This is a genomic window from Acidovorax sp. Root219 (assembly GCF_001428665.1).
GTDB lineage: Bacteria > Pseudomonadota > Gammaproteobacteria > Burkholderiales > Burkholderiaceae_C > Acidovorax.
In genome coordinates this window covers 69601-94610 of sequence record NZ_LMIJ01000027.1, presented here as the reverse complement: position 1 = coordinate 94610, position 25010 = coordinate 69601, and the positions used below count along the sequence as shown (strand labels likewise).

The following is a 25010-nucleotide window of genomic DNA, read 5'->3' as shown; positions in this document are numbered from 1 at the left end:
CGTGGTGTCGAAAGTAAAAAATTTAGTTGAACAACCTAGACGCTTCCAAACCAACCTCTGGCCGGCGTCACGGAGCCTCTCTAGAGTCACAGGTTGCCCTCAAGGTAGACGCCTTGTGCGAGTTGTGGCTGAAGGTTCGAGACTGCAAAATGTCGCTGACCTTTGAGGGGCAAGTGTGTGTCTGGACAGCCGAGAAGATTGAAAATCATTGATATGACTTACAACCCGCAACGCGCACTGGAGTTACTCCGGATCGGCTCTGGCAGTTCGAACGCCACGTTCCGTGAGGGTCAAGAAAACGCGATCGGGCACATTGTGGACGGGCGAGGCCGCCTTCTCGTCGTTCAGAAGACCGGGTGGGGGAAGAGCTTCGTCTATTTCATCGCGACGAAGCTGCTGCGCGAAGGGGGCAGCGGTCCCGCACTGCTGATCTCCCCGTTGCTCGCGTTGATGCGCAACCAGGTAGCTGCGGCAGAGCGCATGGGAGTTCGCGCCGTCACAATCAACTCCGATAACGTCGACGAATGGACCCAAGTCGAGGCCAAGCTCAATCGGGGCGAAGTCGACATCCTCTTGATCTCACCCGAGCGCCTGGCAAACGAGCGCTTCCGCACGCAGGTTCTGGCAAGCATCGCCGCCCAGATTTCGATGCTGGTCATTGACGAGGCGCACTGCATCTCCGACTGGGGCCACGACTTCCGGCCTCACTACCGGCTGCTGGAGCGGATTGTCAAGACGCTGCCGCCCAACCTGCGGCTCCTCGCTACGACGGCAACAGCGAACAACCGCGTGATGGAGGATCTTGCTGCTGTGCTCGGTCCGAAACTGGACGTTTCGCGTGGCGACTTGAATCGGACCTCGCTTTCCCTGCAAACGATCCGCTTGCCCAGCCAAGCCGAGCGCTTGGCTTGGTTGGCGCAGCAAATGGCTGTGCTGCAAGGCCACGGCATCATCTACACGCTCACTGTGCGCGACGCCAACCAGGTAGCCGACTGGCTCAAGACCCGCGGCTTCAACGTCGAGGCCTACACCGGCGAAACAGGCGACCGGCGGGAAGCGCTAGAACAGGCGCTGCTCAACAATAGGGTCAAGGCACTAGTTGCGACGACGGCGCTAGGCATGGGCTACGACAAGCCCGATCTTGCTTTCGTCATCCACTACCAGATGCCGGGCTCGGTTGTCGCCTATTACCAGCAAGTGGGCCGTGCAGGGCGTGCACTTGACTCCGCCTACGGCGTACTGCTCAGCGGCCAAGAAGAGTCGGACATCACCGACTGGTTCATCCGAAGCGCGTTCCCGACCCGGCAAGAAGTCGCCGAAGTCTTGGGCGCATTGGAGGAAGAAGAGAACGGCCTGTCCGTCCCCGAACTGCTTAGTCGTGTCAACCTGAGTAAGGGCCGCGTCGACAAGACGATTGCGCTGCTTTCCCTCGAGGCACCAGCGCCCATCGCCAAACAAGGCACTAAGTGGCAGCTTACGGCCGCAACACTGAGCGAGGGCTTCTGGGCGCGTGCCGAGCGACTCACCGCCTTGCGGCGTGACGAGCATCAACAAATGAAGGACTATGTCAATCTGCCATTTGGTGATCACATGGGCTTTTTGATCCACGCGCTCGACGGCAATCCCAGCACCATCATTCGGCCTGTGCTGCCTCCATTGCCAACTGATGTGGATGAGGCGCTGGTTCGGGAAGCCATTGCATTCCTACGTCGAACCAGCCTACCCATCGAACCCCGCAGGAAGTGGCCTGATGGGGGCATGCCTCAGTATGGCGTCAAGGGCTTGATAGCGTCTGGGCATCAAGCGCAGCCCGGCAAAGCCCTTTGCGTCTGGGGTGACGCTGGGTGGGGCGGCTTGGTCCGGCGAGGCAAGTACCACGATGGCAAGTTTGCCGACGACCTAGTTGGGGCGTGCGCGAAGATGGTTCGCGAATGGTCCCCCCAGCCCAACCCGACCTGGGTGACCTGTGTGCCCTCGCTGCGTCATCCCGACCTCGTCCTCAACTTTGCGAATCGCTTGGCCGCAGCTCTGGGCTTGCCGTTTCATAAGGTCATCGAGAAAACTGACGACAGGCCTGAACAGAAAACAATGGCAAACAGCACACAGCAGGCACGCAACATTGACGGCTCGCTGGCACTCAACGATCAGCAGGTGCCCTCCGGGCCAGTGATCCTTGTCGATGACATGGTGGACTCACGCTGGACGTTGACCGTGGCCGCGTGGCTACTGCGCAAGAGCGGTAGCGGTGAGGTCTACCCCATGGCGCTCTCCCAAACAGGACACGACGAATGACGCCCGCCCTTTCCCCCAACACCCAGGCGATCCTGCTGCTCACGGCACCGCTGATTGTTGGACGCGGCCCATCTTCCTCGGACCTGTTGTCGCCTGGCGAATACAAGCGCCTTGCCCGTCACCTGCGGGAGATGCAACGCCAGCCCGCGGATTTCGTGTCACCCGATTCGTCTGATCTCATGCGAGCCTGCCAACCTGTGATCGATGAGGCTCGACTGCAGCGCCTCCTGGGGCGAGGCTTTCTTCTGAGCCAAGTCGTCGAACGCTGGCAAGCGCGCGCTATTTGGGTAGTCAGCCGCGCGGATGCCGTGTACCCCCGCCGCCTGAAAGTGCGCCTGCGCGAAGACGCCCCGGCGGTAATCTATGGCTGTGGAGACATGGCCTTACTGGAGTCAGGCGGTCTCGCCGTGGTCGGCTCTCGCCATGTGGACGACGCGTTGATCGATTACACAATGGCGGTGGGTCGGTTGGCGGCTCAGGCTGGGAGGACGGTCGTATCGGGCGGCGCCAAGGGCATCGATCAGGCCGCCATGCGCGGTGCGCTCGGAGCAGGCGGCAAGGTCAGTGGCGTGCTCGCGGATAGTCTCGAAAAGACTACTATGAACCGCGAGCACCGCAATCTGCTGCTCGATGGTCAATTGGTTCTGATTTCGCCCTACGACCCGAGTGCAGGGTTCAACGTCGGCAACGCCATGCAGCGTAACAAGCTGATCTATGCGCTTTCCGATGCATCCCTGGTTGTCAGCTCCGATCTGAACAAGGGCGGCACCTGGAATGGTGCCGTCGAGCAGCTTGAAAAGCTCACGTTTGTGCCCGTGTACGTTCGATCGCCGGGAGATTCGTCTCCCGGACTAGACGCCCTGCGCAGTAAGGGGGGGCTCATCTGGCCGAACCCACAAGACATCGATGCTTTCGAAGCTGTGTTCGAGGCCGCTACGCCCACCCAGATGCCGTCTCCGCAGTCAGGCCTTGCACTGTCTTCCGAAGACGGTCCGTCATGCGTTGCGCCTTCGCTCCCCGAGACAACACCAGCGATAGAGGCGGCGCGGGTGCCGCCATCCGCCGGTGCACCCGTCGACGAACGGATTGAACTCACGCCAGGGCCCATCCTCTCGGCCGCGCCGGCACCTGAGGCCACCTCCGAAGCAACCGACCCAATGGTGACACCGCTCTCGACACCCGCGGATACGCTGTTCGCGACTGTCCGAGGCGTGATCCAACTGTTGTTGGTGTCACCGAAGAAGGACACCGAGGTTGCTGCTGCTCTAGACGTGTCCACCGTTCAGGCGAAGGCGTGGTTGAAGCGTCTTATCGACGAAGGCATGATCGAGAAGCAGACGAAGCCATCGGGCTACAGCGTCAAGCGGTCTCGCCTTTTCGAGTAGGGATAGCGTCGGCGGTCAGTTGGTCGGCCACCAACACGCTCCAGGGGCTTCGCGCACGTCGTCGGCCTCCGGCTTGAAGGCGCCAAGCCCACACGCGATCGTGCGGCCACGCGCGGGCCGAAGAAATGGGCTGATATTTCGCGCAGCAGCAAGCTCTTTTGCGTGTCCTTAACTTCGCGCACGACTGTGAGCGGGCGAGGTGTCAGAGGCACACGTCAGACAAGGTATCGATCGGGCACTGGCTTTCGAAGCACGGGTTCGACCAAGGCACACAAGCAGCCGCTTGCACATCTCCAGCACGGATGCTAACCACCGACGCAACCATACCTCAGTAGGGTTCCCGAGCCCGCGATGCGCTTCCACAATGGCCTGGACCGTGTTGCTCTCGCTCGCGCAGGGCAGTGCGCAATGCAACTGCCCATTCTCCATCTCTACCTCCCACATCATGCCCGTGACCTTTCCGCGAATTTCCTCTGCTTGCGCCGCATCCCTCCTGGTACTGTGCGGCTGCGGCACTACCGTCACGCAGCAAGGCATCGAGCAGCGCACGTCGCAAGCCATTGGCCGCGAAGTCGGCACCTTCACCATCAGCGACCAGCAGAAGGAAGAAGGCAGCAACGGCCGCATCAACTACCGCGTTCGCACGCGCGAGGGCGCCAGCTATTCCTGCTACATGTATTCGCCCTCGCAGTTCACGAAGGCGATGACGTTCGGCCAGACTCCGCAGTCGGATGCGATCTGCACGGCCATGGCAGGGCAGGGTGGGGGTGGCGCTGCTCCTGCTCCCGCTCCCGCGTCGTGCAACGCCTTGCTGCGCGCGGCGAACCGTTGCTGAGTGAATGAACGCGGTCGGTATCGCCGTTTCGCCCTTCACCCACCCAGATAGACAACGCTTCATCCATTTCACTCTGCCTCCCATGATCCAGCACGCCCCTGCACGTCTTTCTCTCACCGCGCTGTGCGCCCTGTCGGCCTGTGTGCTCGCGGCATGCGGCGGGGGAGGTGGAGACGATCCCTCCGGCGGCTTGGGTTCTGTAACTGGGGTGCTGTCCGGCCTGGAGCAGGGCAAGTCCCTGGTCTTGCAGAACAACGGTAGTGATGACCTGGCACTCAGCGCCAACGGCGCATTTGCGTTCGCGCACGCGGTGGCGCCTGGTGCACCCTATGCCGTGGCCGTCAAGACCCAGCCCGCTGGCCAGCAATGCACCGTTGGGCAGGGCACGGGCACCTTGGCGGCAATGCCCACAAACGTACGGGTCGACTGTGTGAGCGCAGGCGCCGGCTTCACGCTGGGTGGCACGGTGAGCGGCGTGCCCGGTGGCCAAGCCGTGGTGCTCACCACGGCGGGCGGTGAAGACCTTGCCGTTGCTGCCGACGGTGCGTTCACCTTCGCCAGGCCGCTGGCGAACGGTGCAAGCTACTCGGTGACGGTGAAGATGGCCCCCGTTGGTGTTAGCGCCAGTGCAATCGTGATCAGCAGTGCCAGTCGAACATTGACCAGGGGCTGGAGCTGGTTCCATTAGAAGCCAGCTGTGGATAACTATAGGTTGGATGCTTCGGTAGGTCCTCCTTTTTTTGAACTGGTAGTTGGTATTCCCGAGCCGTCAGGTGAGGGCCCCTCCTGCGAGTCCTCGCTCAACTGGGCCGCTGCTGCCTTCCTGGTTTGCTCACGGGTCTTGATGCGCCCCTTGGCCTCGTGCGTGCTGTGGCGGAAGCGGTAGGAGTCGTTGCCGGTCTCGATGATGTGGCAGTGATGGGTCAGGCGGTCCAGCAGCGCGGTGGTCATCTTGGCATCGCCGAACACCGTGGACCACTCCGCGAACGTCAGGTTGGTGGTGATCATCACGCTGGTGTGCTCGTACAGCTTGGACAGAAGGTGGAACAACAAGGCACCACCGGCCTGGCTGAAGGGCAGGTAACCTAACTCGTCGAGCACGACCAGGTCCATGCGCGCCAGACTCATGGCGATGCGTCCGGCACGGCCCTGACTCTTCTCATGCTCCAGGGCATTGACCAGATCGACCGTGGAGTAGAACCGCACTCGCTTGGCGTGCCGAGTGAGCCCGGCAATTCCCAGCGCCGTGGCCAAGTGGGTCTTGCCAGTGCCAGGGCCGCCGACCAGCACCACGTTCTGCGCATCCTGCGTGAACGAGAGGTCCGCCAGTTTCTGGATCAACGCGCGGTCGACCTGCGCGACGGTGAAGTCGAACCCAGCCAGGTCGCGGTGCATCGGGAAGCGTGCCGCCTTCATCTGGTGGGCGATGGAGCGCATCGCCCGATCAGCATCTTCAGCCTGCAGCAGGTGCTCCACCAGCCATCGTGATGCGGCCAGGGTCGTATCGCCGCCTTGCTCCGTCAGGTCGGCCCAGGCCGTGGCCATGCCGTTGAGCCGCAGCGCCTTCAGTTGGGCCTGTACATTGATGGAGGTCTCACGCATGGCCGACCTCCTGTCCGTCCAGATGATCTTGGTGGGTGGGGCGCAGCCGGTCATAACGCGCGGTGTCGGCCTTGGGCGCCTGGGTGAGGCGCAAGGACGTCTGCGCCTGTGCCGGTGTGGCCGGGTTGTTCAAGCGGGCCAGCACGTTGCGCACGTGCTCCACGCTGATGCTGCCGCTGGGAGCCATGCCTTCGAGCACCAACTCGACGGCCACCAGCACCGCATCCAGCCCAGCCTGCGGCACCACGGCCAGCACCTGTGCCATGACCCGGTCTCCTCCAGGGTGCCTGAGCAGCGACTGGCGCAAGCGCAGCAACGGCGCCGGCAGGTCCAGGAACGGCGTGCCGTTGCGCAATGCGCCCGGCTTGCGCTGCACCAACTCGATGTAGTGCTGCCAGTCGTAGCTGGTCTGGCCGCTGCCCGGCAGCCGGGCGTGACTCGCGACGACGGCGTCCGCGGCCGCCACATCGATTCGTTCGGGATAGACGCGGGTGCTGACGATGTGGCCGGCCCACTCGCACGGCACGGAGTAACGGTTGCGCGCGGCGGCCACCAGGCAGGTGCTGCTGACCCGGGCCAGCCGCTCGACGTAGCCGTTGAAGGGGGCCGGCATGGACATGAGGTGAGGCTTCTCCAACTCCCACATCTCGGCCACGGTGAACTGTCGGTGGATCGGATGCGTGGTGTCGCTCCACACCGAACGACACCGCTCGCTCAGCCAGGCATTGAGTTCGATGAACGAGCCGAAGCGACGGGTCGCGGCTTCGATCCAGATGCGCCTGCGGCTGTCCTGCACGTTCTTTTCCACCACCCCCTTCTCCCAGCCGGAGGCGACGTTGCAGAAGTCGGGGTCGAACAGGTAGTGACTGCACATGGCTGCGAAGCGCCCGTTGACCGTGCGCTGCTTGCCGCGTTGCACCTTGTCCACGGCAGTGCGCATGTTGTCGTAGATGCCGCGCCGGGTGACGCCGCCCAGGGCCTGGAACGAGCGAGTGTGGGCATCGAACAGCATCTCGTGGCCCTGGCTGGGATAGGCCACCAGCCAGAAGGCCCGGCTGGCGCACAGCTTCAGGTGCGCCACTTGCACGTTGTAGAACACGCCGCCGACGACCATGGCTTCGACGCTCCAGTCGAACTGGAAGGCCTCACCCAGCTCGAAGCTCATCGGAACGAACGCCTTGGCCGGACTGGCTGCCGACTCTACCCGCCAGCGACGGATGTAGTCGGTGACGGCGCTGTACCCGCCGCGGTATCCCTGGGCCTGTATCTGAGCAAACAAGGCTCGGCCGCTGCGCCGTCCCTGCTTGGGACGATGGCTGTCGGTCGTGAGCGCCTGGTGCAGGGCCGGCTCGAACGCCGTGAGCTTGCCATCGAGCTTCACCCGCTCGTACTTCGGCACAACATCGCTCGGCGCCTTGAGCCACTTCTTGACCGTGTTGCGCGACAGGCCCGTGCGCTTTGCGATCTCGCTGAGAGAGAGTTTGTCGCGCAGCCTCATGCGCCTGACCTTGCCAATCATGTCCATGGTGATCACCTTGAATCCCTGCTGAAATTCTCAGCAGGTCAGTGGAACACCCTGGTCAATATTGGATTGGCACTTTGCGGTTTAGCTGGTCAAGATTGGATCGGCACCAACACCCCGTTGGCTCGGGTTGCGTGGTGCGCAATGGTTCTGGCGTGGTGGCCGCTGCTGCGGTGAACACGGTGGCGGTGCGGTGTGCGCCGCTGGCCATGATGCCGGACGGCGAATGGCAGCAGGACCGGTGCCAGGCCTCGGCCAGTGGCGGCGTGCGAGACCTTTGGCGCCTTTCAATTCGGGGCGAGGGTTGGTCGTCGGTTGACGTGAACGTGGGCACTGTGAATTACCCCAATGGGCAATGCGATGGCGAGGGTGTTGCTTCGGACACGAGAGCCTCCAGCCGCCGCAGCTTCTGGTTCCAGCCGCAACGCTCGGAGGCCGGGGCAGGACTGGCGGTGTTCTGGGGCAACACCCAAGCCTTCCCATACGGCCATTTGTTGGCCCCGGTCTGGACGCGTGTGGCGCTGGTGCGCAAGGCCAATCACCTGTGCCTGCTGGACGACCCGGCAACGCTGTCGACCTTCACCACTGCCGCCAGCCTGGAGNGCGGGGCGGCATACCTGTCGTAGCCGGAGTCGCCGAAGCGGATGCTCGGGTATGGGGTTAGAGGCCAGTGCGCGGGTCGGTGGTGGTATGGGCCCGTATTGCGCTGCGCCAGTTCATGACAATCGAGAAATTGTGCTGCCTGATCTTCTGGGCGATCACCCTGCAAGCCCGCAGCCTCGGGTGCAGAACGTGTAGCTCGCCTTCACCCACGCATTGCGCGAACTGCCATACACGTGCGTGGCAAAACCGCTCAGGTTGATGCGCTGCTTGTTGGCGTCGGCCCACTATCGGCAAAGCAATGTCACAGGTGGAACGCTGGTATTGACGTTGTATATACTTTATGGATACCAACGTTTGCGGAGCCGGGCATGTCCAAAGAAGCCGTGTTCACCATGAAACTGGAGCCGGAGTTGCGCGACGCCTTCATGGCAGAGGCCGAGGCCAGCCACCGCCCGGCGTCGCAGGTGGTGCGCGAACTGATGCGCGAGTTCATCGAGCGCCAACGGCAGGCCCGTGAGTCCGACGCGTTTTTGCGCACCAAAGTCGAGACGGCGCGTGCGCAGATTGCCTCTGGACAGGTTGCAAGTGATGCCGAAGTGAAGGCACGCGCTGCGCTGCGTACCAGAACGGGTGGCGCTGGCGCATGAGGGTTGGGTGGACCCTGTCCAGCACACCGAGCGCCTAATGCGCCTGGGGCGCGCACTATGGAACGCCGGCCTTCACCGGCGCCCAGGCTGCGGAGCAGAAAGTCGTGCGGCGAGCCATGGTGGCTTGATCGCGGGAGGCGCCAAGACCCCTGCCTCGGCACTGCTAGCGCTGCACGTGTGCTGTAGCGCCTGAAGCATCTCTCTCATACGGATTTGCATTCAATCGGTTAACTAGGCGGGGAGCCGCGGACAGTGCTTTAGCACGGCAAGGCGAGTCAACGACTTTATACGTTTGAAGGCAAATCGGTATCAGGCGGCCACCACGATGGGGAAGCGAGCCTGCAGCCCATCCGCACCGCGCGTGAACGGCACCGTGAGCGCATCGCGCCCCGCCTCGGGCAGATTGCGCCACAGAAAATCGCGCGCATTGCCTGCATCGCCGGCCACGTAGAGCTGCGTGGTCAGCAGCTCACGCGGGGCCAGGCGCACCTTGAAGTGCACGTGAGGCGTGCGCCCGCTGTAGGGCACGGGGCGGATGGTGCGAAAGCGGTAGCTGCCGTCGCCCCCCACGGTGACCTTGCCAAAGCCCTGGAAGGCCGCGTCGGCCTTGTCGCCGTCACCCGGGTGGTGGTAGTGGCCGTGTTCATCGCACTGCCAGATCTCGACCTGCGCGCCGCGCACGGGCTTGCCGGCCAGGTCGGTCACCGTGCCCTCGACCCAGGCCGGTTGGCCGCCCCGGTAGCTGAGCTGGCCGTTGCGCAGCAGGTCGTGGTCGGCATCGTCGGGCAGGCGCACGGGATAGAAAGGCCCCTCGGTCTGCGATGGGGTGGCGATGCGCGCCGCTGCAGGCTGCGCGCGGGCACCCAGCCAGAGCGCAGGGGCGACTACCAGGGCCGCGGCGACGGTGCGCCGGGGCAGGGCGGTGGTGGTGGGCGCTGGCGTGGTGTGCATCGCCGTGTGAGCGCAGGGCGGGGCGCGAGTTCCCGCACAGGTGCCGTCAGCCCGGGTTTTCCTTCCAGTGCTTGGCCCATAGGGCCTCGCCGCGCTCCAGCGCCGCGCCCAGTTCCTTCTTGCGGCGCTGGGCCACGGCCATGATGAGTGCGTTGCAGACCGACAGGGCTGCGGTGTAAGAGTCGAACGGCGATGCGCTGGAGGTGCGCACCAGCAGCACCTGGTGCGCCGAGGCCACGGGCGGCGCGGTGGGCGCATCGGTCATCACCACCACCTGGGCGCCTTGCTCCTTGAAGTATTTTGCGGCGCGCGTGATGGCCAGTGAGTGGCGGCGGAAGGTGGGGGCCAGCAGCACGTCGTGCTCGCCGATCCAGAGCATTTCATCCTCCACGAACAGGGGGGTGGTCGCGGCCATCAACCGCACGTCGGGCAGGCACAGGTTCAGGTGCAGGGCCAGGTGGCTGGCAATGGGGGCGCCGTGGCGCTGGCCCAGCACATGCACGCGCGCCTTGCGCTGGGTGAGCAGGCGCACCGTGGCCTCGAAGGCCGCCACGTCCAGCGCGGCGAAGGTGGTGGCCAGGTTGTGCTGGTCGTGCAGCAGCACGTTGTCCAGGCACGAGCGGATGGAGATGTCGTCGCCGATCACGGCGCTGGCCCGCGTGCCGGGTGTGGCAAGCAGGGCCGTCACCTCAGAGCGGGCTTCCATCTGCGCCTGGGCATAGCTTTCGTAGCCCAGCTTGACGAGCAGGCGCACCACGGTGGAGGCGCTGGTGTTCACCTTGCGCGCGAGCTGGGTGGCCGATTCGAGCAGCCCCTGCGGGTGCTGGGCCTGCAGCTCGGCGACCAGGCGCTGCTCGCTCTTGGTGAGCTTCTTGCCGTAGCTGGCGATGCGTTGGTTCAGGTTCATGGCCATGGGATTGTGCGCAGATCTGGCGAATGTCCATTTTGCATATGTTGTTGCAAAATTGAAATCAAACTGCAAGAATATCTTCAAATTTATCCATGCCACTGCTCTACCACCCCAGGAAGCCCATGAACTCCACATCCCCTGCCTCCACCCTGCGCCGCCGCGAGCTCCTGGGTGCAGGCCTTGCTGCCGCCGCTGCCGCATTGCCTTTTGCGGCCTATGCGCAGGCCTTTCCCTCCCGCCCGGTGACGCTAGTGGTGCCGTTCCCTGCGGGCGGCTCGGTGGACCTGATCGCGCGGCTCTATGCCGAGCCGCTGGCCAAGGCGCTGGGCACTTCGGTGGTGGTCGACAACCGGGCCGGTGCCGGCGGCTCTATCGCCAGCGCCCAGGTGGCGCGCGCCAAGGCCGATGGCTACACGCTGGTCGTGTCCTCGCAAAGCTCGCACCTGGCCAACCCGCTCACACAGGCCAACGTGGGCTACGACCCGATCAAGGACTTTGCCTCCATCGCGCAGCTGGCGCGCACGCCCAACGTGCTGGTGGTCAACCCGGCCGTGCCGGCGAAGAACCTCAAGGAATTCATCGCGCACGTGAAGGCCAACCCTGGCAAGCTCAACTTCTGCAGCGCCGGGCCGGGCAGCATGGGCCAGCTCAATGCCGAGTTGTTCAAGAACGCCGCGCAGCTCGACGCGGTGCACGTGCCCTACCGGGGCGGTGGCCCGCTGGTCACGGCGCTGATGGCCAATGAGGTGCAGTTCGGCCTGGACAATCTCGCGCCCTTCCTGCCCCAGATTCAGGCCGGCAAGCTGCGTGCGCTGGCCGTGGCCGCGCCCACGCGCCTGTCGGTGCTGCCCGATGTGCCCACGTTTGCCGAGTTGGACTACCCCGTGGTCAACGCCACCTCGTGGATCGGCCTGGCCGCGCCCGCCAAGACCCCGCCCGAGGTGCTGGCCGCGCTGTACAAGGCCGTGCGCTCGGTGGCCGAGCAGCCCGCGATGATCGAAGCGCTGCAAACACGCGGCGCGCTGGTGCCCGAGGCCCTGTCGTCCGCCCAGTTCACCGCGATGATGGGAGAGCGCCTGGCGGTGTATGGCGACCTGGTCAAGCGCCTGGGCATCCGCGGTGAGTAAGCTGCACATGCCCCAGCAAGCCGCCTTCGCCCCCGACGATTCGCCCCTGGAGGTGCTGCCGCGCGACCTCTCGGCCTACCGCCAGGGCAACACCGGCATCGATTACGTACACCGTTTCGAGTCGGGCCGGCCCGGCCCGCACGTGCTGATCAACGCGCTCACGCACGGCAACGAGATCTGCGGCATGGTGGCCGCCACGCACCTGCTCGATACCGGCGTGCGCCCGAAGGTCGGCACGCTCACGGTGGGCTTTGCGAACGTCGAGGCCTACGAGGCCTTCGACATCGACCGGCCTTACGAGAACCGCCAACTGGTGCACAACCTCAACCGCATCTGGTTGCCCGAGATGCTGGACGGTGCTGAGCAAAGCCCCGAGCTGCGCCGCGCGCGCGAGCTGCGCCCGGTGCTGGCTGCGGCCGACAGCATTCTCGACATCCACTCCACCCGCGCGCCGGTGCAGCCCTTCTGGGTGTACCCGGAGTTCGCGCGCAATGCTGCATTGACCCTGGCCGTGGGCAACCCGCTGGTGCACCTGGTGATGCCACCGGGCGCGGCACCAGGCACGGGGGTGATGTCCTATGCCCGCCACGGCGACCCGGCCAGCGACAGCCGGGGCGCGGTGGTGGTGGAGTGCGGCCAGCATTTCAGCCAGTCGGCAGCCGACCTGGCCACAGACGTCACGCTGCGCTTTCTGGCGCACCACGGGCTCATCGACGCCCTGCCTGCACCCGCCGACAGCGCGCCCGCGCGGCGCTTTCGGCTGCTGGAGGTGCACCTGGTGCAGACACCGCAATTCGCCTTCACGCGGCCGGTCATCGGCTTCGAGACCTTTGCCAAGGGCGAGCTGATCGCCGTGGATGTCGACAAGGAGATCCGCTCGCCCTGCGACGGCTGCACCATCTTCATGCCCACGCGCGACCCGGTGGTGGGGCGTGAGGGCGTGTACCTCACGGTGCAGGTCTGAAGCTCCTCATAGCCGCTGCCGGTAGGCCGCAGGGGTCTCCCCGAAGGTGCGCTTGAACAGGGTGATGAAGGCACTGGCCGTGGCGTAGCCCAGGTCCAGCGCGATGCTGTTCACGGGCACATTGGCGGCCAGCATCTCCAGCGAGCGCACGAGGCGCGCGCGCTGCCGCCAGGCGGTGAAGTTGAAGCCGGTTTCCTCCACGAAACGCCGGCTCAGCGTGCGCGAGCTCAGGGCCGCCCACCGGGCCCAGGCCTCCAGGTCGCGTCCGTCGGCCGGGTCGGCGATGAGCGCACGCGCAATGCGCTGCAGGCGCACGTCCTTGGGCAGGGGCAGGCCCAGGGGCTCGACCGGCAGGCTGCGGATTTCGTCCAGGATCACCCCGGCCACGCGCGACTGGCCTTCATCCAGCGGGCCCAGCGGCCACTCGGCAGCGCGCAGCACGGCCTCGCGCAGCAGGCCCGAGGTGCGCAGTGTGCAGGGCCTGGCGGGCAGGCCCTGGCAGGCGGCGGGCTCGACATACACGCTCCAGCCATGGAAGGGGCCATGCGATTGTGCCGCGTGCAGGTGGTGCGGCGGCAGCCACACGGCATGGATGGCGGGCACCACCCATACCGCATCCTGCACCTTCACCGAGATCAGCCCGCGCAGCGAGCCGAAGAGCTGGCCGCGCGCGTGCTGGTGCGGCTCGGTCATGCGCTCGCCGTCCTGCGTGCCGGCGAGGGCGATGACCAGCGGGCCGTCGGGCGCGTCGATGGTGGCGAGGTCGAGCTTCAGGTCGGACATGGGGCGTTGGTGGTGGCGTAAATGGCGGTATCGAGCAATCAAATGGCTTATGCAGTTTACAGCCGCCAGGTAAATGCATCTTATTCTTGTTTGCATCGCATCAACAGGAGCCAGACCATGCGCGCACAGGATGTTCTTCCAGACCATGTTGAAGGGAGTTGAGATAAACAACCCAAAAACGTCGCGATAAATCGGGATTTGCCGGGACAGAACGGGATCAGCCGAAACCGGTCGGTGAAATTGCGTTACAGAGGCTGTAACGGCAAGTGAAGTGAGCGGTGAACCCTTCCGCCTAAAAGCCTTGGCATGTTGCTAGACTTCCGCTATCGGCCATGAGCCGCCGTTCGTGGGCCGAGGGATGTACGTCCTTGTCGTTGTTCCCATAATTGCCCACCCCTGCGAGGCTCTACGCCTAGCATCCCCATAACTCGCAGGCTGCAGGGCGAGCGGATCAATCCACCATCTATGTAACGTCTTGGCCTTCGTTGGCTTTTGAGCCAGGCGTAAGACGAACGCTTTCCGTGAGCTTTCATCAATGAATTTCGTAATTCGCCAAGCAACAGCATCTGATGCGGAAGCAATAAGCCGCTTAGTTGCTGGCTTAGCTCATTTTTTCCTTGCAGATCCATCATCCCCTGAAGTTAAGCCGTTCTTGGCTGGACTCACTCCAGCTTCCTTTACAGAGCGGATCGGTTCATCCAAATTCAACCATTACGTCGCGGAAGACTCCGTCGGCGTTTGCGGCGTTATTGCGCTGCGGGACGGCTCACATCTTTATCATCTCTTTGTCAGAGTGGATGCCCAAGGGCAAGGTCTTTCTCGCGCACTTTGGGAGCATGCAAAGGCTCTATCGGGAAACCTCAACTTTACCGTCAACTCATCATTGTTCGCGGTTCCGGTATATCAACGCCTTGGGTTTGTCGCCAAGACTCCTCCGCAAACGGCAAATGGCGTAGCGTTCGTCCCTATGGGGTACTCGCATTGCAGCTAAAAATCGTTGAAGGCGATGTCACTGCCAGCACTCCATCTCCACGCTGGGGCCTGCAGACGGCATTAAAGATTCTCAACATCGGCCGCACATACTTCCTGAATTGAACGTCCGCTATTCGCTCCAGCGACCGGCTGCAATGGGCCCAAGGCTGCCTTTCAGTCTTGCCCAAAGCGGAAGTCTAGCTTTCTGCTAGAGCCTTCGGTCAACATGGAATGGCCATCCGCTTACCTGTAACGAGCGGCTGCGGCCGCTCAAGCGACCCGGGCAGGGTCGAAAAGGTCGTGCTGGGTGTCCGCTGCCAGCTTCGCGCGGATGCGAGTAATGAGCTTGCGCATGCCACTGACGGTCATGTCGTACTGGCGGGCCAGTTCGTCGTAGTTGTCACCCAGGAACTTGCCGTAGATCTCCAGCTCCAGCCGCACCAGCTCGCGACGCAGATCCTTCGGGAAGGAAATGATCTGCCCGCCCCAGTGCTTCGCCAGGTGGTCGGCCAGGTCGTTGGCGATTATCTCCGACGCCGTGGCGCTGATCTCGTGATCCTTGAGCCGACGCGCAACGACGTCGACCAGGTCGGCCAGCAGCTCGTGGCGTCTGATGGACGTCCGCGTCTCAGGACGGATCACCGCTGGGCCTCCAGGGCCTGGGCAACGCCCCCCACGGGCCTGCCGAGCAGCTCCATGAGGTCTTGCCAGGCCCACAGGTGGTGGTCGAAGCCTTCATAGTTGACCGAGGCGTTCGCTGCACGCAGGAACACGGCCAGCTGCAGCGCGTCGAATGGCTGGACGCGATGGCGCACCAGCACCTCGTCGGCCAGCGCCTTGATGGCGCCTGGCAGCAGGCGCATCGCCCACTTCTTCAAGGTCTCGATCAGCAGGTCGGTCGCCTTGCTGCCCGCCCAGTGCAGATCATCGACATGGGCAATCCGTTTTACGTAGGCCGCGAGGGCCTTCTCGCTAGGATCGCGTACCTCGCCGAGCTGGTGCAAGAACAGCCAAAGCGCCCGCACCTTGCTGGCGCCTGGGTTGACGGCCTGGCGCCGGTCGCCGGCCTTTGGACGAACCTTGAAGCCCTTCGACTTGAGGTGTTCCAAGACAGCCACCATTCCTGGAACAGCCATCGTCTTGAGCGAGGAGTCCTTTCCAACGCTCAGCAGTATCTGCCGGTACGCCACCTCGTCCAGGCCCTGCGATTGGCCCAGCTCGCGCTTCGCCACGTGGATCAGCTTGATCAGCGTAGCGCGGTGGGCGGCGGTGGTGGTGGCGGTGGCTGCGGTCATGGTCATGTGCTCCAGGTGGCTCACCAAAGCCCCCAGGCGGGGGCTTCAGAAAGCCGGCTGGCTCAGTTCAGGGCGTCCTTCAAGCCCTTGCCTGCGGTGAACTTGGGGGACTTGCGTGCCTTGATCTTCAGAGGCTCGCCGGTCTTCGGGTTGCGGCCAGTGCGGGCCGCCCGCTTGGTCACAGAGAAAGAGCCGAAGCCCACCAGCGTGACGGCGCCGCCCTTCTTGAGGGTGGTCTTGATCGCTTCGGTAGCGGCCTCGAGGGCAGCTCCTGCAGCGGCCTTCGAGATGCCAGCCTTGTCGGCCATCTGTTCGATAAGTTCTGTCTTGTTCATGTCTGAGAAGTCCGTAGATGAATGGTTGAAACAACAACCCGGTGTTGACGAACACCGGAAACCGGCTTGCACCGCGCAGCCCTGGGCAAGGGCGGAGAACGCGCTCACACGCTGCGGAAGTTGATGGCGCTGTAGAGCCCGGGCACCCTCCGCTTATCCCGCTGCGAGATCAGTCGATAGAGGGGCTCATACCGCCACCATGTCCAGCGGAATCGCCTCGTAGCGGTCCGACTGGCCCACGCGCTTGTAGAAGCGGATGTATTGCTTGGTGCCGATCACCTGGATGGAGTCCCCGATGGCCGTCATGGCCTGCAGCCAGCGCGGATCGGTGATCTCCAGGCGGCGCAGCGCCAGGATCTTCCCCACGTTGAGCTTGCCCTCCTTGTCGGTTTGAAAGGCCTGCTGCACCAGCGCAATGATCTCGGGCCGGCTGCCTTGAGCCCAGTCCTTGATGCACGCGTCCACCAAGGCCTGGGCGGCCTGTAGGCGCTCGTCGAAGGTGATGGTGTCGGCGGTGGCCAGCTGCAGCTTGAAGGCCGCATCGAAGGTGTGGAGCGTGATATTGCCCTTCTGCCCGCCGCGTTTCACGCCGTACTGCTCGGCGCTCAGCTCCGCAAAGGCGGCAACGTCGCCGAAGATCTTGCCCTTGGCCTCCACCAGCTTGGCATTCAGGTCCTGCGCGATCTGCACCAGCTCGCGCACCAGGCGGTCGCGCTCCTGGTCTACGGGCTTGACCAGGTCGAGGGGCACCAGGTGGCCCTGCGCATTGCGCATGAAGCCATCGGGCATATGGACGCCGCTGGCTTGGCGCGCTGCATCGTTTGGTGTTGGCATGGTTTGCTCCTGCTCAGCACCGAAAGCCACGGCTCTCGATGCGCTTGTGGTTCAAAGATCCGGCCCGTGCGGGCGCGGCGGCTGGGGGCGTCCACACGGGCGCCCGCATCAGGTCGTACTGCTGCGGCTTGACCAGGTCGGCGGCGGGCTTCGAAGTGAAGCCCGAACGCTCGGCCTCGGGGCGGCCTGGCTTGATCTCTTTCACAGGGCGTCTCCCTGCTTCACGGCCGCATAGGTGTCGGCCATCAGGTCGTAACGCACCTGGTGGGCCACCAGCGGCTCGTACAAGGCGTCGTGGACGTCGCTGCGGCTGCAGTTGGCGGCAGCGGCCAGCTCGGGTGTGGCAGCGGCCTGGCCGTAGGTCGGCAGCAATGCCAGCAACACGACGCGCAGCGACTGCATTTCGGCGGGCATCATGGCTTGGGCCCTCCCGCTGGCGCCTTGCCCAGCAGCTTCGCCATCTTGGCCCGCACCTCTTCCGAAGGGCCTGCCGCCTGGCGGTCCCGCTCCTGCAGGTCCAGCAGCGCCGGATCCAGGTGGGCCAGCAGCGTCGCCCCCACCTGTACCGGCGCCTTCTGGTCGACCTGCACCACGCCGCGCAGCGGCGCCACACGCCGCTGCAGCTCCTGGTCGGCCTCGGCCTGGGCCTCCAAGCGGTCGACCGTGCGAGTGACGACGGTGTAGAGGTAGTTGTTGTGCGCCAAGGGAACGGCCAGCGTGCCCTTGTCGACAGCTGCGAACACGGCATGGAACCCGGCTTGCCAGTCGCCCATGGTCACCAGGAAAGTGCGCCCGCCGCGCGTGATGGCCGTGGCCATGATGTCCGGCACCAGCTCGGCCAGGATCGTTTTGGCACGCGACATGCGCAGGCGCTGCTTCTCGGGCTTGTGCAGCCGCAGGTAGCGCAGCAGCTCCCGGCCCACCGGCAGCGACATGCTGATGACGTCGGCCACCAGGTGGCGCGCCTCTTCGTCGTCGATCATGCGGCCCAGCAGCGCGTCGATGCTCTCCTCGGCCCCGCAACTGGCGCACGTGGTAACGAACTCGGCGCCCATCAGCGGCCTCCCGGGCACATGGTGGCGCCCTGGGCCATGCCGGCCAGGTGCGCCGCGTCCAGGCGGGCGTCGCTCACGTGCATCTCGCTGACCACATAGACCATGGTCAGCAGCACGGCGGCCAGACTCACGGCCAGCCAGATCACCAGTTGGGTCATCGGGTGAGCGCGCTTCATGCCGAGACCTCCCGGCGCGCGACGACGGAGACGGCATCGCCAAACGAGCCGAGCACCGTGTCGATGGCTTCCCAGTCCGAGGCGAATTCACCGCGCAGCCGGCCCATGGAGCCGTCGCTCATGCAGATGAGTACGAGGTAGCGGCGCATCACTCCTCCCGCCCCACCTGGGCCACCAGCTTGGCCGTGACGTGCTCCTCGCCGCCCTGGTGCGCCAGGTTCATCGCGCCCGACACCAGGTTGTTGATCGCGAGCGGATAGCACAGCGAGCGCGGGCCCAGCGAACGCTGTCCACGGATCTTGGTCTCCACCGACACCCGCAGGCGGGCCACGATGGCCTCGGCCGCGTCGGCGGCAAACACCTTGTCGAAGTCCCCGTCCACCCGAGCGAACTTGTGCCGCAGATAGGCCTCGACATCGTTGTCCAGTGGCTCAATGAACCGCTTCTCGCAGCGCTGCACCACTTCGCGCACCTCGAAAGACTTCTCGTCGAGCTTCCAGTCCAGCTCGGTCTGGCCGATCAGGATGATCGCCAGCAGAGGAGTGAACGCGCCGTCATCCATCTCGTAGAAGTTCTTCAGGTGCTTGAGGGTCTGCGTGGCCAGGCGGTGGGCCTCCTCGATCACCATCACATGCTTGTTGCCCGCGCTGGCGCTGGCGCGCAGCGCATCGCGCATCTGGTTTAGGCGCGCCTGGTAGCTCTGGCGGATGGCCGCGCCAGGCGTGACGGTGGTGATGATGATCTCCACCAGGTCGCTGGCCTTGAGCGGCCGGCTCTTGCGGTCCTGGTTGTCCAGGCCCTCGATACCGGGCTCGATCACCACGATGGACTTTTGCTGCCCCTGGATCCACTTCGCCAGATCCTTGCGCACGGTCGACTTGCCCGCGCCGCTCTCGGCAATCACCGCCAGCATGCCGCCGTGCTCGGCCACATTGCGCACCGCAGCGCGCACCTTGCGGATGTTGTCGTTGAGGAAAACGTCGGCCACGCCGCGCATCTCATTGGTGAAAGGGTCGCGGGGCAGCGCGAAGTAATCCCGCGCGTCCTGGGTGATCGTGTGCTTGCGAAGTAACATATCCTCGTCCTTGAGTCGGTTTGAAAGAGTGGTTTGAGGGCTTGGAGTCGAGGCATTGGCCTCAGTGAGCTGGGCAGCGTTGGCGCGCTGCCCGGCGCACTCTTCAAATGCGGTTTTCACCCGGTCAGGGTCAACGCCGCGTTGAAGCAGGATGTCCGTGGCGGCGCGTTTCAGGCGGAACTCCATGCCTGTTTTCACCGGCCAGCGGTTGTGTTTGAAGATCAGGGACACCGTCGCCGTGCTCACCTTGAGCTGGCGCGCGAAGTCGGCCTGGTTGATGCCCAGTTCCTTGGTGATCAGTTGCAGGTTCAGCATTCGGGCGGCCTCACATTCCGCCAACGGCACGCAGGCCGCCAAAGGTTTCAACGGGCGCAGCGTCATCGCCGCGCGTGAACTGCGCCACCAGGGCGTCGACCTGGTCGGCCGGCATCGCATCGGGCCAGCGGCCCTTGATGAAACGGTTTTCTTCCCGCGTGATGGGGCGCCCGATCAGCTTCGAGATACGCTGCAGCGCGACGCTGGTGTCGACCTGGTCGAGCACCTCGGCGTTGGCGAGCGGGTTCGCCACCTCCAGCGCCGTGCCCTTTCGCGGCAGGTACGTCGGGATCTCCGCGTCGCGCATCCGCTTGAGCGGGTCGATGGCACCGCCCAGCACCTGGGGGCCTTTGCCCCTCGCCATGGCCTTGCGGGCCTCCTTGGCCTCGGTGGGCGTGCTGGTGCCGGTCGCCAGCATCTCGATCTCGGCCAGGTTGCGCTGGGCAGGCGTGTCGGCGTGCCGCTTGTAGGATTCGCCGATCACCGCCGCGCCCTCGTGGAACCCGAAGTCGTTCTTGACCTTGGCCTCCAGCACGTAGAAGCACTCGCGTCCCTCGGCGTCCACGCCCACCGCCTGGGCCGAGTCCTGGCGCCAGGCGTTGCGCACGATCTGCAGCTTCTGCCCCACGATCACGCCCGGAACGTCCGACACGTCCCAGGTCGTGCCCCGGAACTCCACCTCCAGGAAGTCATTCACCACGCGCGACTCGGGGGCCGACACAGCCAGCTCGCGGCACAGCTCGATGCCAGGCGGCAGCACCAGCTGGTCGGGGCTGATCCGCATCCAGGCCGAAAAGCGCACCATGTTGTGGCGCGTGTGCACCTGGGTGGCGTTGAACCACCGCGCCCACTGCAGCGCCACCGCGTTGATCTGCTCCAGCGTCTCCAGCGTCAGCAGCTTGAAGGCCGCTTCCAGGCTGCGCTCCACGATGTCCTGGGCCTTTTCCACCTGACCCTTGGCGCGCGGGTTCTTGGGCTTGTTGATCTGCACATGCACGCGCAGCGCCTTGCACAGGTTCAGGAACGGGGGCGAAGTGTTGGCGCCACCAGGGTCCAGCATCGCCATGCGTGGCACGCCGTAGAACGGCTCGCTGCCGCGCTGGTGGATGGACTGGATGAACACCTCGGCCAGGTTGCCGCCCGTCTCGCCGCCGATCACGTACCAAACGAAGATGGCACCGCTGGTGTGGTCCGTCACCACATAGCGCCACAGGCTGTCCATCACCTGGCGCGCCACGTTGGCCGGCTTGTTGTCGTAGTACTCGGTCCAGTCGGCCACGCGCAGGCCGCTGTCCCTGCCCTGGGCGGGCAGGTAGTACATCACGCACCGGCTGGCGTCGATCTGCCAGCAGTGGTTCGGGTGCAGGCTCGCCATGCGAATGGCCGGGGGCGGTGCCAGCAGCTGATCCGGGTGCATCTGGTACTTGCGCAGCGCGGCTACGATGGCCGTGGTGGACAGCGGCACTATCTCGCCATCGGCCGTCGTGCGCTCGGCCTTGATCAAGCCATTGGCGCGCATCTCTGCCACCGCCGCTTCCATGCTCATCAGGCGCTTGCCGTTCTTGCGCATGTGCTCCATCACGTCCAGCGCGATCAGCGAGGCCTCGCGCTGGGTCAGGGCCGACGTGCCCGCATCGCTGCGGCGCTTGCGCGGCTTGGCGGTCTTGACCGTCACCTCGGCGATCTTGCGCACCACCGTCTGCGTCGAGAGGCCCAGCTCGCGCGCAGCCTCCTCGTATATCGCGGTCTTGCCGCCCCAGCCGGCGGCCGCTGCGGCCTGGCCGAAGTGGACCAGCCGCTGTGTCAAAGCGGGGTTGGGTGCGGCCATCATCAGTGCGCGGCCCCGTTGGTGCCTGCAGCAGGGATGGCAGCGGCATCCAGCCAAGTCGGCGTGCCGTTGCCGCCGTCCAGCTCCACACCCACCCGGCCGGCAATGTTGCGCACCCGTTCCATCAGCTGCTCCAGCTGGCCCTTCACCCAGGCCAGCTCGCTGTGGCCGGCTTCCTTGCCGTGCGCCGCGAGCTTTTCCAAACCATCGCGCACTTCGCCCAGCAGCGCCGCCTCGGCCTCTTCGACGGCCTCCTGCGCCTGTTTGCGCAGATGTGCAGCCACCTCGTCGGGCGTAGCCTTGGCGAGTAGTCGCGCCTGCTTGCGCAGGTCGGCCACCGTGCTCTCCATCTCCTTCTTGGTGGCGGCCAGATCCTCGGCCTGATCGCGGGCGTCTTGCAGCTCGCCCTTCAGGGCTGCCTCACGCTGCACGGTGCGCGCGGCCAGGTCGTGCAGCACATCCAGCACCTGCTCGCGGGTGGCGGCCTCGTCCACGGCCCGGCGCACCAGCTCCTGGTCGGGGGCTGGCAGCGCCTTGATGGCGTTGTAGTCGCGCTGGTGCAGGCCCAGGCGCTCGGCTTGCTCGAAGGCTTCCTGGCCGAGGGTGTTGCGGTTCAGTGTCAGTTCGCGCAGGCGCTTGTACGACTTGCCGAGCTTGACTTCGCAGAAGTCGTCCAGGCTTTGAAATTGGCGACCGTCGCCAAACCTGGGATCGCGAAGAAGGCGCCAACCCTTTGATTTCTTTACGTTTTCGTAGATGGCGATGATCGCGGAGTTGGCGACCGTCGCCACAAAATCCATGGCTTCCAGCCGGCCGAGGTCAATGCCAGCGGCCAGGACCTCTTCCATGGCTTGCTGCTGGGCCACCAGTTGGGCAGGGGCGGCTTCCAGGGTCTCCAGAGCGGCCTCGTTGAGCTTCGGAGCCTCGGCGGGAGGCGTTGTCTTGTTGGGGGTGCGTGCCATGTCGTTGGTGGTTTCAGTTGCTCAGGGTGTAGTTGCGCTGCGACTGCTCCAGGGCAGTCTTCGCGCGGTCGAAGTCCGCCATGACGCGGAACGTCAGGCGGCTGAAACGGGTGGTGATCCGAAAGCGGCCGGTGCTCTCGTCTTTCTCGACCCAACCCTTGCGGATCAGGGTCTCGGCCGTGCGGGTCACGTAGGGCGGCGGGCAGCGCATGGCCTCGGCAAGGTCTTTGTTGGACATGCCGTCCAGCACGCGGCCGGACAGGGTCTCCAGCATGTCCAGGGCGCGCATCGCCTGGGCGCCTGTCTTGGTGTCGTCGGTGCTCATGCGCCGGCCCTCCAGGCGGTGGTGGCGTAGCGCTCGGTCGCGGGCGCCCACATGCGGCCAACGCATGGCCGGGCTTCGGCATGCGCGGCCACCTTGTTCAACAGCTCGGCCAGCGCACGCAGCTGGGCTGGCGTGGCCTCCATGCCGTTGAAGGGGCCGCCTTCCAGCACCACCAGGGGGGCGTGCTTCGTCGTGCGGGTGTATTGGGCTTTCAGCATGGGTTACAGCTCCAGTTGAGGGTTGGCGTGCTGCACCACGTTGCTGCGGTGCCAGGCCATGTGTTCCATGTGCTTGGTCAGCGCGGCCAGCGTCTCGGCTGGGTCACCGGGGCGGGCATAGAAGGCGCTGAGCAGCTTCACCGTGCCGCCGAAGTGCTCGTGCATTTCCGCGATGTCGGCGGGCGTCAGGTTGCGGCCTGTGGCCACGTCCACCAGCAGCCGACCGCTGCTCGCAGCGATCCAGCGGGTGACGAAGTCGATGCCGCAGGCCACCTCATAGGGGCGAATCAGGTTGGCGGGGATGCGGCCGGTCTGGAACCACTTGTAGAGCGTCCAGTGATCAGTGAGGCCCATCTCCTCGGCGATCTTCTCCACCGACTTGTTGAGCTTCTCGCGGCCGTGGTCCTTGCACAGCTCCAGCGCGTTGCGCAGGCTGGTGGGCTGCAGGCGCTTCCAATTGCGGGTGGGCTTGGAACTCATGGCTGAGCACCTCCAGCATCCAGCGCCAAACAAATGCCGGTTTGGATCGGCCGCGCCAGGGCCTGCGAGGCATACAGTCCACCCATCGCAACCTGCAAGGAGAGAGACCATGAACCCAACCCCGGCCGAGATGGCTGCAACGCGCCAGCAATACAGCGGCCAGCAGCTTGAAACACACGGCACGCAACTCGCCGTGATCGAGCAGATGTGGCTGGAGCTGGCGCGCGCGCTGGCTGCGCAAGGCGTGCTGAACGCTGAGGCGCTTGCCCAGCGGCTGGAGGCGCATGCACAGCGTGCTCCTGACTCTCCGGTCTGGTTTTTTGGGCTGACGGAAGTGGCACGGAAGCTGCGCCAGTCTTCCAGTGATCCAGATAGCCTGGTTCAGTGAGTGCGCGGCGACGAATGTCGGCGGCGATGGCGTGCGCCAAGGCCACCGAACGGTCGCCGGGCAGGTAGCTGCCGTGCGCGTCGCGCAGCACTTCGGGCGTGAGGCGGTGCACGGTGGCGCTCACGCTGCTGCACCTGCCTGGCTGGCCTGCATCGGGGCGCGTGTAGGCGCCACTCGGGCGGGGCGCGTGGTCAGCACGCCGGCCTTCATCCCGAGCAGCACGGCGATGTTGTGGCTCATGCCGCGCAGGCACTTTTTGCGGCCCGCCAGGATCTCGCGCACCAGGCTGTGGTGCACGTTGTTCTCGCGGCTCCATTGCGAGATGGAGATGCCCTGGTAATCCAGCCAGGCGCGGGCCTGTTCAGGCGTTCGAAGCGGGGTCGGGTTCGCGTTCATGGCGTGCCAAAATGGTGTTAATTGGTGTGTACGAATAAGGGCGGCGTCGTAGCGGCCGAGTGCGTTGCTGCGCACTCGCTAGGGCCCGTCCTTTTTTTGCCTTGGCCGGTGGAGTTAGGTGGTGCTTGGCTGGCATGGGTGCGATTATGGTGCGGATATCCGCACCTTGCAATAGAAAGGTGCGGATATTTGCGTGATCGGAGATCGACTGCGTGCTGAGCGCGAACGTCTGGGCCTAACCCAACCAGCATTTGCGGAGGTGGCTGGAGCGAAGAAGCGCACCTTGATTGACTGGGAGAAAGGGGTGTCCTCACCGACTGCGGCCCAACTCGCTGCGCTTGCTGGCCTGGGCGTCGATGTGCAGTACGTGGTGACTGGCTCTATGGCACCGCCCGCGCTGGGGGCTGAGGAATCCACCCTGCTCAGCTACTTCAGAGAAGCCACCCCGGAGGTGCGCCGTGCAGCGATGGGCGCGTTGATCGGCGCAGGACCATCAGCGCAAGCACCCAATCGCATCCGCGACCTCACCATGCACAACACCAGCCCGGGCGGAGTGCAGGTTGGAATCCAGTCAGGCGGGACCATCAAGACCGGGAAGCGCTAAGCCGCTTTCGAGGTCGATCACCCAAACGGGTGATCAGTACTCAATTCCCCCCATTTGGGTGAACCCAAGATGGCTTTTTGCCCTCCTTTGTTGACAATGGATGTAACAAAGGGAGATACAAATTGATCGAA

31 protein-coding genes are annotated in these 25010 nt (G+C 64.7%); 10 read left to right on the top strand and 21 right to left on the bottom strand.

Going from position 1 to position 25010, the window contains the following annotated elements:
- Nucleotides 1-213 precede the first annotated feature (213 nt).
- From ASE28_RS24290 to ASE28_RS24275, 4 genes are all read left to right on the top strand, one after another.
- Nucleotides 214-2292 carry a RecQ family ATP-dependent DNA helicase gene (locus ASE28_RS24290; protein ID WP_057268803.1) on the top strand — a complete coding sequence of 693 codons (2079 nt, stop codon included), beginning with the start codon at nt 214-216 and terminating at the stop codon, nt 2290-2292.
- Nucleotides 2289-3677: a DNA-processing protein DprA gene (locus ASE28_RS24285; protein ID WP_057268802.1), complete on the top strand. Its 1389-nt coding sequence runs from the start codon at nt 2289-2291 to the stop codon at nt 3675-3677. Before ASE28_RS24290 ends, ASE28_RS24285 begins: the two co-directional genes overlap by 4 nt.
- Before the next feature lie 364 nt (nt 3678-4041).
- The gene (locus tag ASE28_RS24280) at nt 4042-4512 is read left to right on the top strand and encodes a hypothetical protein (protein WP_057268801.1); all 471 of its coding nucleotides are present in this window, start codon (nt 4042-4044) and stop codon (nt 4510-4512) included.
- Between the two features lie 82 nt (nt 4513-4594).
- Complete coding sequence (locus tag ASE28_RS24275) at nt 4595-5200, top strand: hypothetical protein (protein ID WP_157422108.1); 606 nt, start codon at nt 4595-4597, stop codon at nt 5198-5200.
- Nucleotides 5201-5217: 17 nt separating this feature from the next.
- Here the strand turns inward: ASE28_RS24275 and istB are convergent, their stop codons facing one another.
- Nucleotides 5218-6114 carry an IS21-like element helper ATPase IstB gene (istB, locus tag ASE28_RS24270; protein ID WP_057268799.1) on the bottom strand — a complete coding sequence of 299 codons (897 nt, stop codon included), beginning with the start codon at nt 6112-6114 and terminating at the stop codon, nt 5218-5220.
- Nucleotides 6107-7639, bottom strand: a complete 1533-nt coding sequence (istA, locus tag ASE28_RS24265) for an IS21 family transposase (RefSeq protein WP_057268831.1) — start codon at nt 7637-7639, stop codon at nt 6107-6109. Before istA ends, istB begins: the two co-directional genes overlap by 8 nt.
- 968 nt (nt 7640-8607) lie before the next feature.
- Between istA and ASE28_RS24255 the strand changes: the two genes are divergently transcribed.
- Nucleotides 8608-8886 carry a hypothetical protein gene (locus tag ASE28_RS24255; protein WP_057268797.1) on the top strand — a complete coding sequence of 93 codons (279 nt, stop codon included), beginning with the start codon at nt 8608-8610 and terminating at the stop codon, nt 8884-8886.
- A 309-nt stretch (nt 8887-9195) separates the two neighbouring features.
- Here the strand turns inward: ASE28_RS24255 and ASE28_RS24250 are convergent, their stop codons facing one another.
- On the bottom strand, nt 9196-9837 hold the full coding sequence (locus ASE28_RS24250) for a protocatechuate 3,4-dioxygenase (RefSeq protein ID WP_235516208.1): 642 nt from the start codon (nt 9835-9837) through the stop codon (nt 9196-9198).
- Nucleotides 9838-9883: 46 nt separating this feature from the next.
- Entirely contained in the window at nt 9884-10744 is an 861-nt protein-coding gene (locus tag ASE28_RS24245) for a MurR/RpiR family transcriptional regulator (RefSeq protein ID WP_057268829.1), read from the bottom strand.
- A 125-nt stretch (nt 10745-10869) separates the two neighbouring features.
- Between ASE28_RS24245 and ASE28_RS24240 the strand changes: the two genes are divergently transcribed.
- A complete protein-coding gene (locus ASE28_RS24240) occupies nt 10870-11874 on the top strand; it encodes a tripartite tricarboxylate transporter substrate binding protein (protein ID WP_057268828.1) in 1005 nt (334 codons plus the stop codon).
- A gap of 7 nt (nt 11875-11881) precedes the next feature.
- Nucleotides 11882-12838, top strand: a complete 957-nt coding sequence (locus tag ASE28_RS24235; RefSeq protein ID WP_057268796.1) for a succinylglutamate desuccinylase/aspartoacylase family protein — start codon at nt 11882-11884, stop codon at nt 12836-12838.
- A 6-nt stretch (nt 12839-12844) separates the two neighbouring features.
- Here the strand turns inward: ASE28_RS24235 and ASE28_RS24230 are convergent, their stop codons facing one another.
- Nucleotides 12845-13621 carry a helix-turn-helix domain-containing protein gene (locus tag ASE28_RS24230; protein ID WP_057268795.1) on the bottom strand — a complete coding sequence of 259 codons (777 nt, stop codon included), beginning with the start codon at nt 13619-13621 and terminating at the stop codon, nt 12845-12847.
- A gap of 535 nt (nt 13622-14156) precedes the next feature.
- Here ASE28_RS24230 and ASE28_RS31625 point away from each other — a divergent pair.
- A complete protein-coding gene (locus ASE28_RS31625; RefSeq protein ID WP_082608232.1) occupies nt 14157-14612 on the top strand; it encodes a GNAT family N-acetyltransferase in 456 nt (151 codons plus the stop codon).
- A 251-nt stretch (nt 14613-14863) separates the two neighbouring features.
- Here ASE28_RS31625 and ASE28_RS24225 read toward each other — a convergent pair whose 3' ends face one another.
- From ASE28_RS24225 to ASE28_RS24165, 15 genes are all read right to left on the bottom strand, one after another.
- Nucleotides 14864-15235 carry a Mor transcription activator family protein gene (locus ASE28_RS24225; protein ID WP_057268794.1) on the bottom strand — a complete coding sequence of 124 codons (372 nt, stop codon included), beginning with the start codon at nt 15233-15235 and terminating at the stop codon, nt 14864-14866.
- A complete protein-coding gene (locus tag ASE28_RS24220) occupies nt 15232-15888 on the bottom strand; it encodes a gp16 family protein (RefSeq protein ID WP_162262275.1) in 657 nt (218 codons plus the stop codon). Before ASE28_RS24220 ends, ASE28_RS24225 begins: the two co-directional genes overlap by 4 nt.
- A 62-nt stretch (nt 15889-15950) precedes the next feature.
- On the bottom strand, nt 15951-16223 hold the full coding sequence (locus tag ASE28_RS24215; protein WP_057268792.1) for an HU family DNA-binding protein: 273 nt from the start codon (nt 16221-16223) through the stop codon (nt 15951-15953).
- Nucleotides 16224-16409: 186 nt separating this feature from the next.
- On the bottom strand, nt 16410-17057 hold the full coding sequence (locus ASE28_RS24210) for a DUF3164 family protein (protein WP_082608239.1): 648 nt from the start codon (nt 17055-17057) through the stop codon (nt 16410-16412).
- Between the two features lie 13 nt (nt 17058-17070).
- On the bottom strand, nt 17071-17262 hold the full coding sequence (locus tag ASE28_RS24205; protein WP_057268790.1) for a hypothetical protein: 192 nt from the start codon (nt 17260-17262) through the stop codon (nt 17071-17073).
- On the bottom strand, nt 17259-17474 hold the full coding sequence (locus tag ASE28_RS24200; RefSeq protein WP_057268789.1) for a hypothetical protein: 216 nt from the start codon (nt 17472-17474) through the stop codon (nt 17259-17261). The genes ASE28_RS24205 and ASE28_RS24200 overlap by 4 nt, the downstream gene beginning before the upstream one ends.
- Nucleotides 17471-18112, bottom strand: a complete 642-nt coding sequence (locus tag ASE28_RS24195) for a hypothetical protein (protein WP_057268788.1) — start codon at nt 18110-18112, stop codon at nt 17471-17473. Before ASE28_RS24195 ends, ASE28_RS24200 begins: the two co-directional genes overlap by 4 nt.
- Nucleotides 18112-18288: a hypothetical protein gene (locus ASE28_RS32310; RefSeq protein ID WP_157422106.1), complete on the bottom strand. Its 177-nt coding sequence runs from the start codon at nt 18286-18288 to the stop codon at nt 18112-18114. The genes ASE28_RS24195 and ASE28_RS32310 overlap by 1 nt, the downstream gene beginning before the upstream one ends.
- Nucleotides 18285-18437 (bottom strand): hypothetical protein, encoded by a 153-nt coding sequence (locus ASE28_RS32305; protein ID WP_157422105.1) that lies wholly within the window; start codon nt 18435-18437, stop codon nt 18285-18287. The genes ASE28_RS32310 and ASE28_RS32305 overlap by 4 nt, the downstream gene beginning before the upstream one ends.
- Nucleotides 18437-19678, bottom strand: a complete 1242-nt coding sequence (locus ASE28_RS24190; RefSeq protein ID WP_057268787.1) for an ExeA family protein — start codon at nt 19676-19678, stop codon at nt 18437-18439. The genes ASE28_RS32305 and ASE28_RS24190 overlap by 1 nt, the downstream gene beginning before the upstream one ends.
- A gap of 10 nt (nt 19679-19688) precedes the next feature.
- The gene (locus ASE28_RS24185) at nt 19689-21506 is read right to left on the bottom strand and encodes a DDE-type integrase/transposase/recombinase (protein ID WP_082608237.1); all 1818 of its coding nucleotides are present in this window, start codon (nt 21504-21506) and stop codon (nt 19689-19691) included.
- Between the two features lie 2 nt (nt 21507-21508).
- Entirely contained in the window at nt 21509-22468 is a 960-nt protein-coding gene (locus ASE28_RS24180; protein ID WP_057268786.1) for a hypothetical protein, read from the bottom strand.
- 13 nt (nt 22469-22481) lie between these two features.
- On the bottom strand, nt 22482-22793 hold the full coding sequence (locus ASE28_RS24175; RefSeq protein WP_057268785.1) for a MarR family transcriptional regulator: 312 nt from the start codon (nt 22791-22793) through the stop codon (nt 22482-22484).
- On the bottom strand, nt 22790-23011 hold the full coding sequence (locus tag ASE28_RS24170) for a hypothetical protein (RefSeq protein WP_057268784.1): 222 nt from the start codon (nt 23009-23011) through the stop codon (nt 22790-22792). The genes ASE28_RS24175 and ASE28_RS24170 overlap by 4 nt, the downstream gene beginning before the upstream one ends.
- Nucleotides 23012-23014: 3 nt before the next feature.
- Complete coding sequence (locus tag ASE28_RS24165) at nt 23015-23491, bottom strand: hypothetical protein (RefSeq protein WP_057268783.1); 477 nt, start codon at nt 23489-23491, stop codon at nt 23015-23017.
- A 109-nt stretch (nt 23492-23600) separates the two neighbouring features.
- Between ASE28_RS24165 and ASE28_RS24160 the strand changes: the two genes are divergently transcribed.
- Nucleotides 23601-23879 (top strand): hypothetical protein, encoded by a 279-nt coding sequence (locus ASE28_RS24160; RefSeq protein ID WP_057268782.1) that lies wholly within the window; start codon nt 23601-23603, stop codon nt 23877-23879.
- Nucleotides 23880-23999: 120 nt separating this feature from the next.
- Here ASE28_RS24160 and ASE28_RS24155 read toward each other — a convergent pair whose 3' ends face one another.
- Nucleotides 24000-24275, bottom strand: coding sequence for a DNA-binding protein (locus tag ASE28_RS24155; protein WP_057268781.1), 276 nt, complete (start codon nt 24273-24275; stop codon nt 24000-24002).
- A gap of 193 nt (nt 24276-24468) precedes the next feature.
- On the opposite strand from ASE28_RS24155, the gene ASE28_RS24150 reads away from it, so the two are divergent.
- Nucleotides 24469-24879: a helix-turn-helix transcriptional regulator gene (locus tag ASE28_RS24150; RefSeq protein ID WP_082608229.1), complete on the top strand. Its 411-nt coding sequence runs from the start codon at nt 24469-24471 to the stop codon at nt 24877-24879.
- Nucleotides 24880-25010 lie beyond the last annotated feature (131 nt).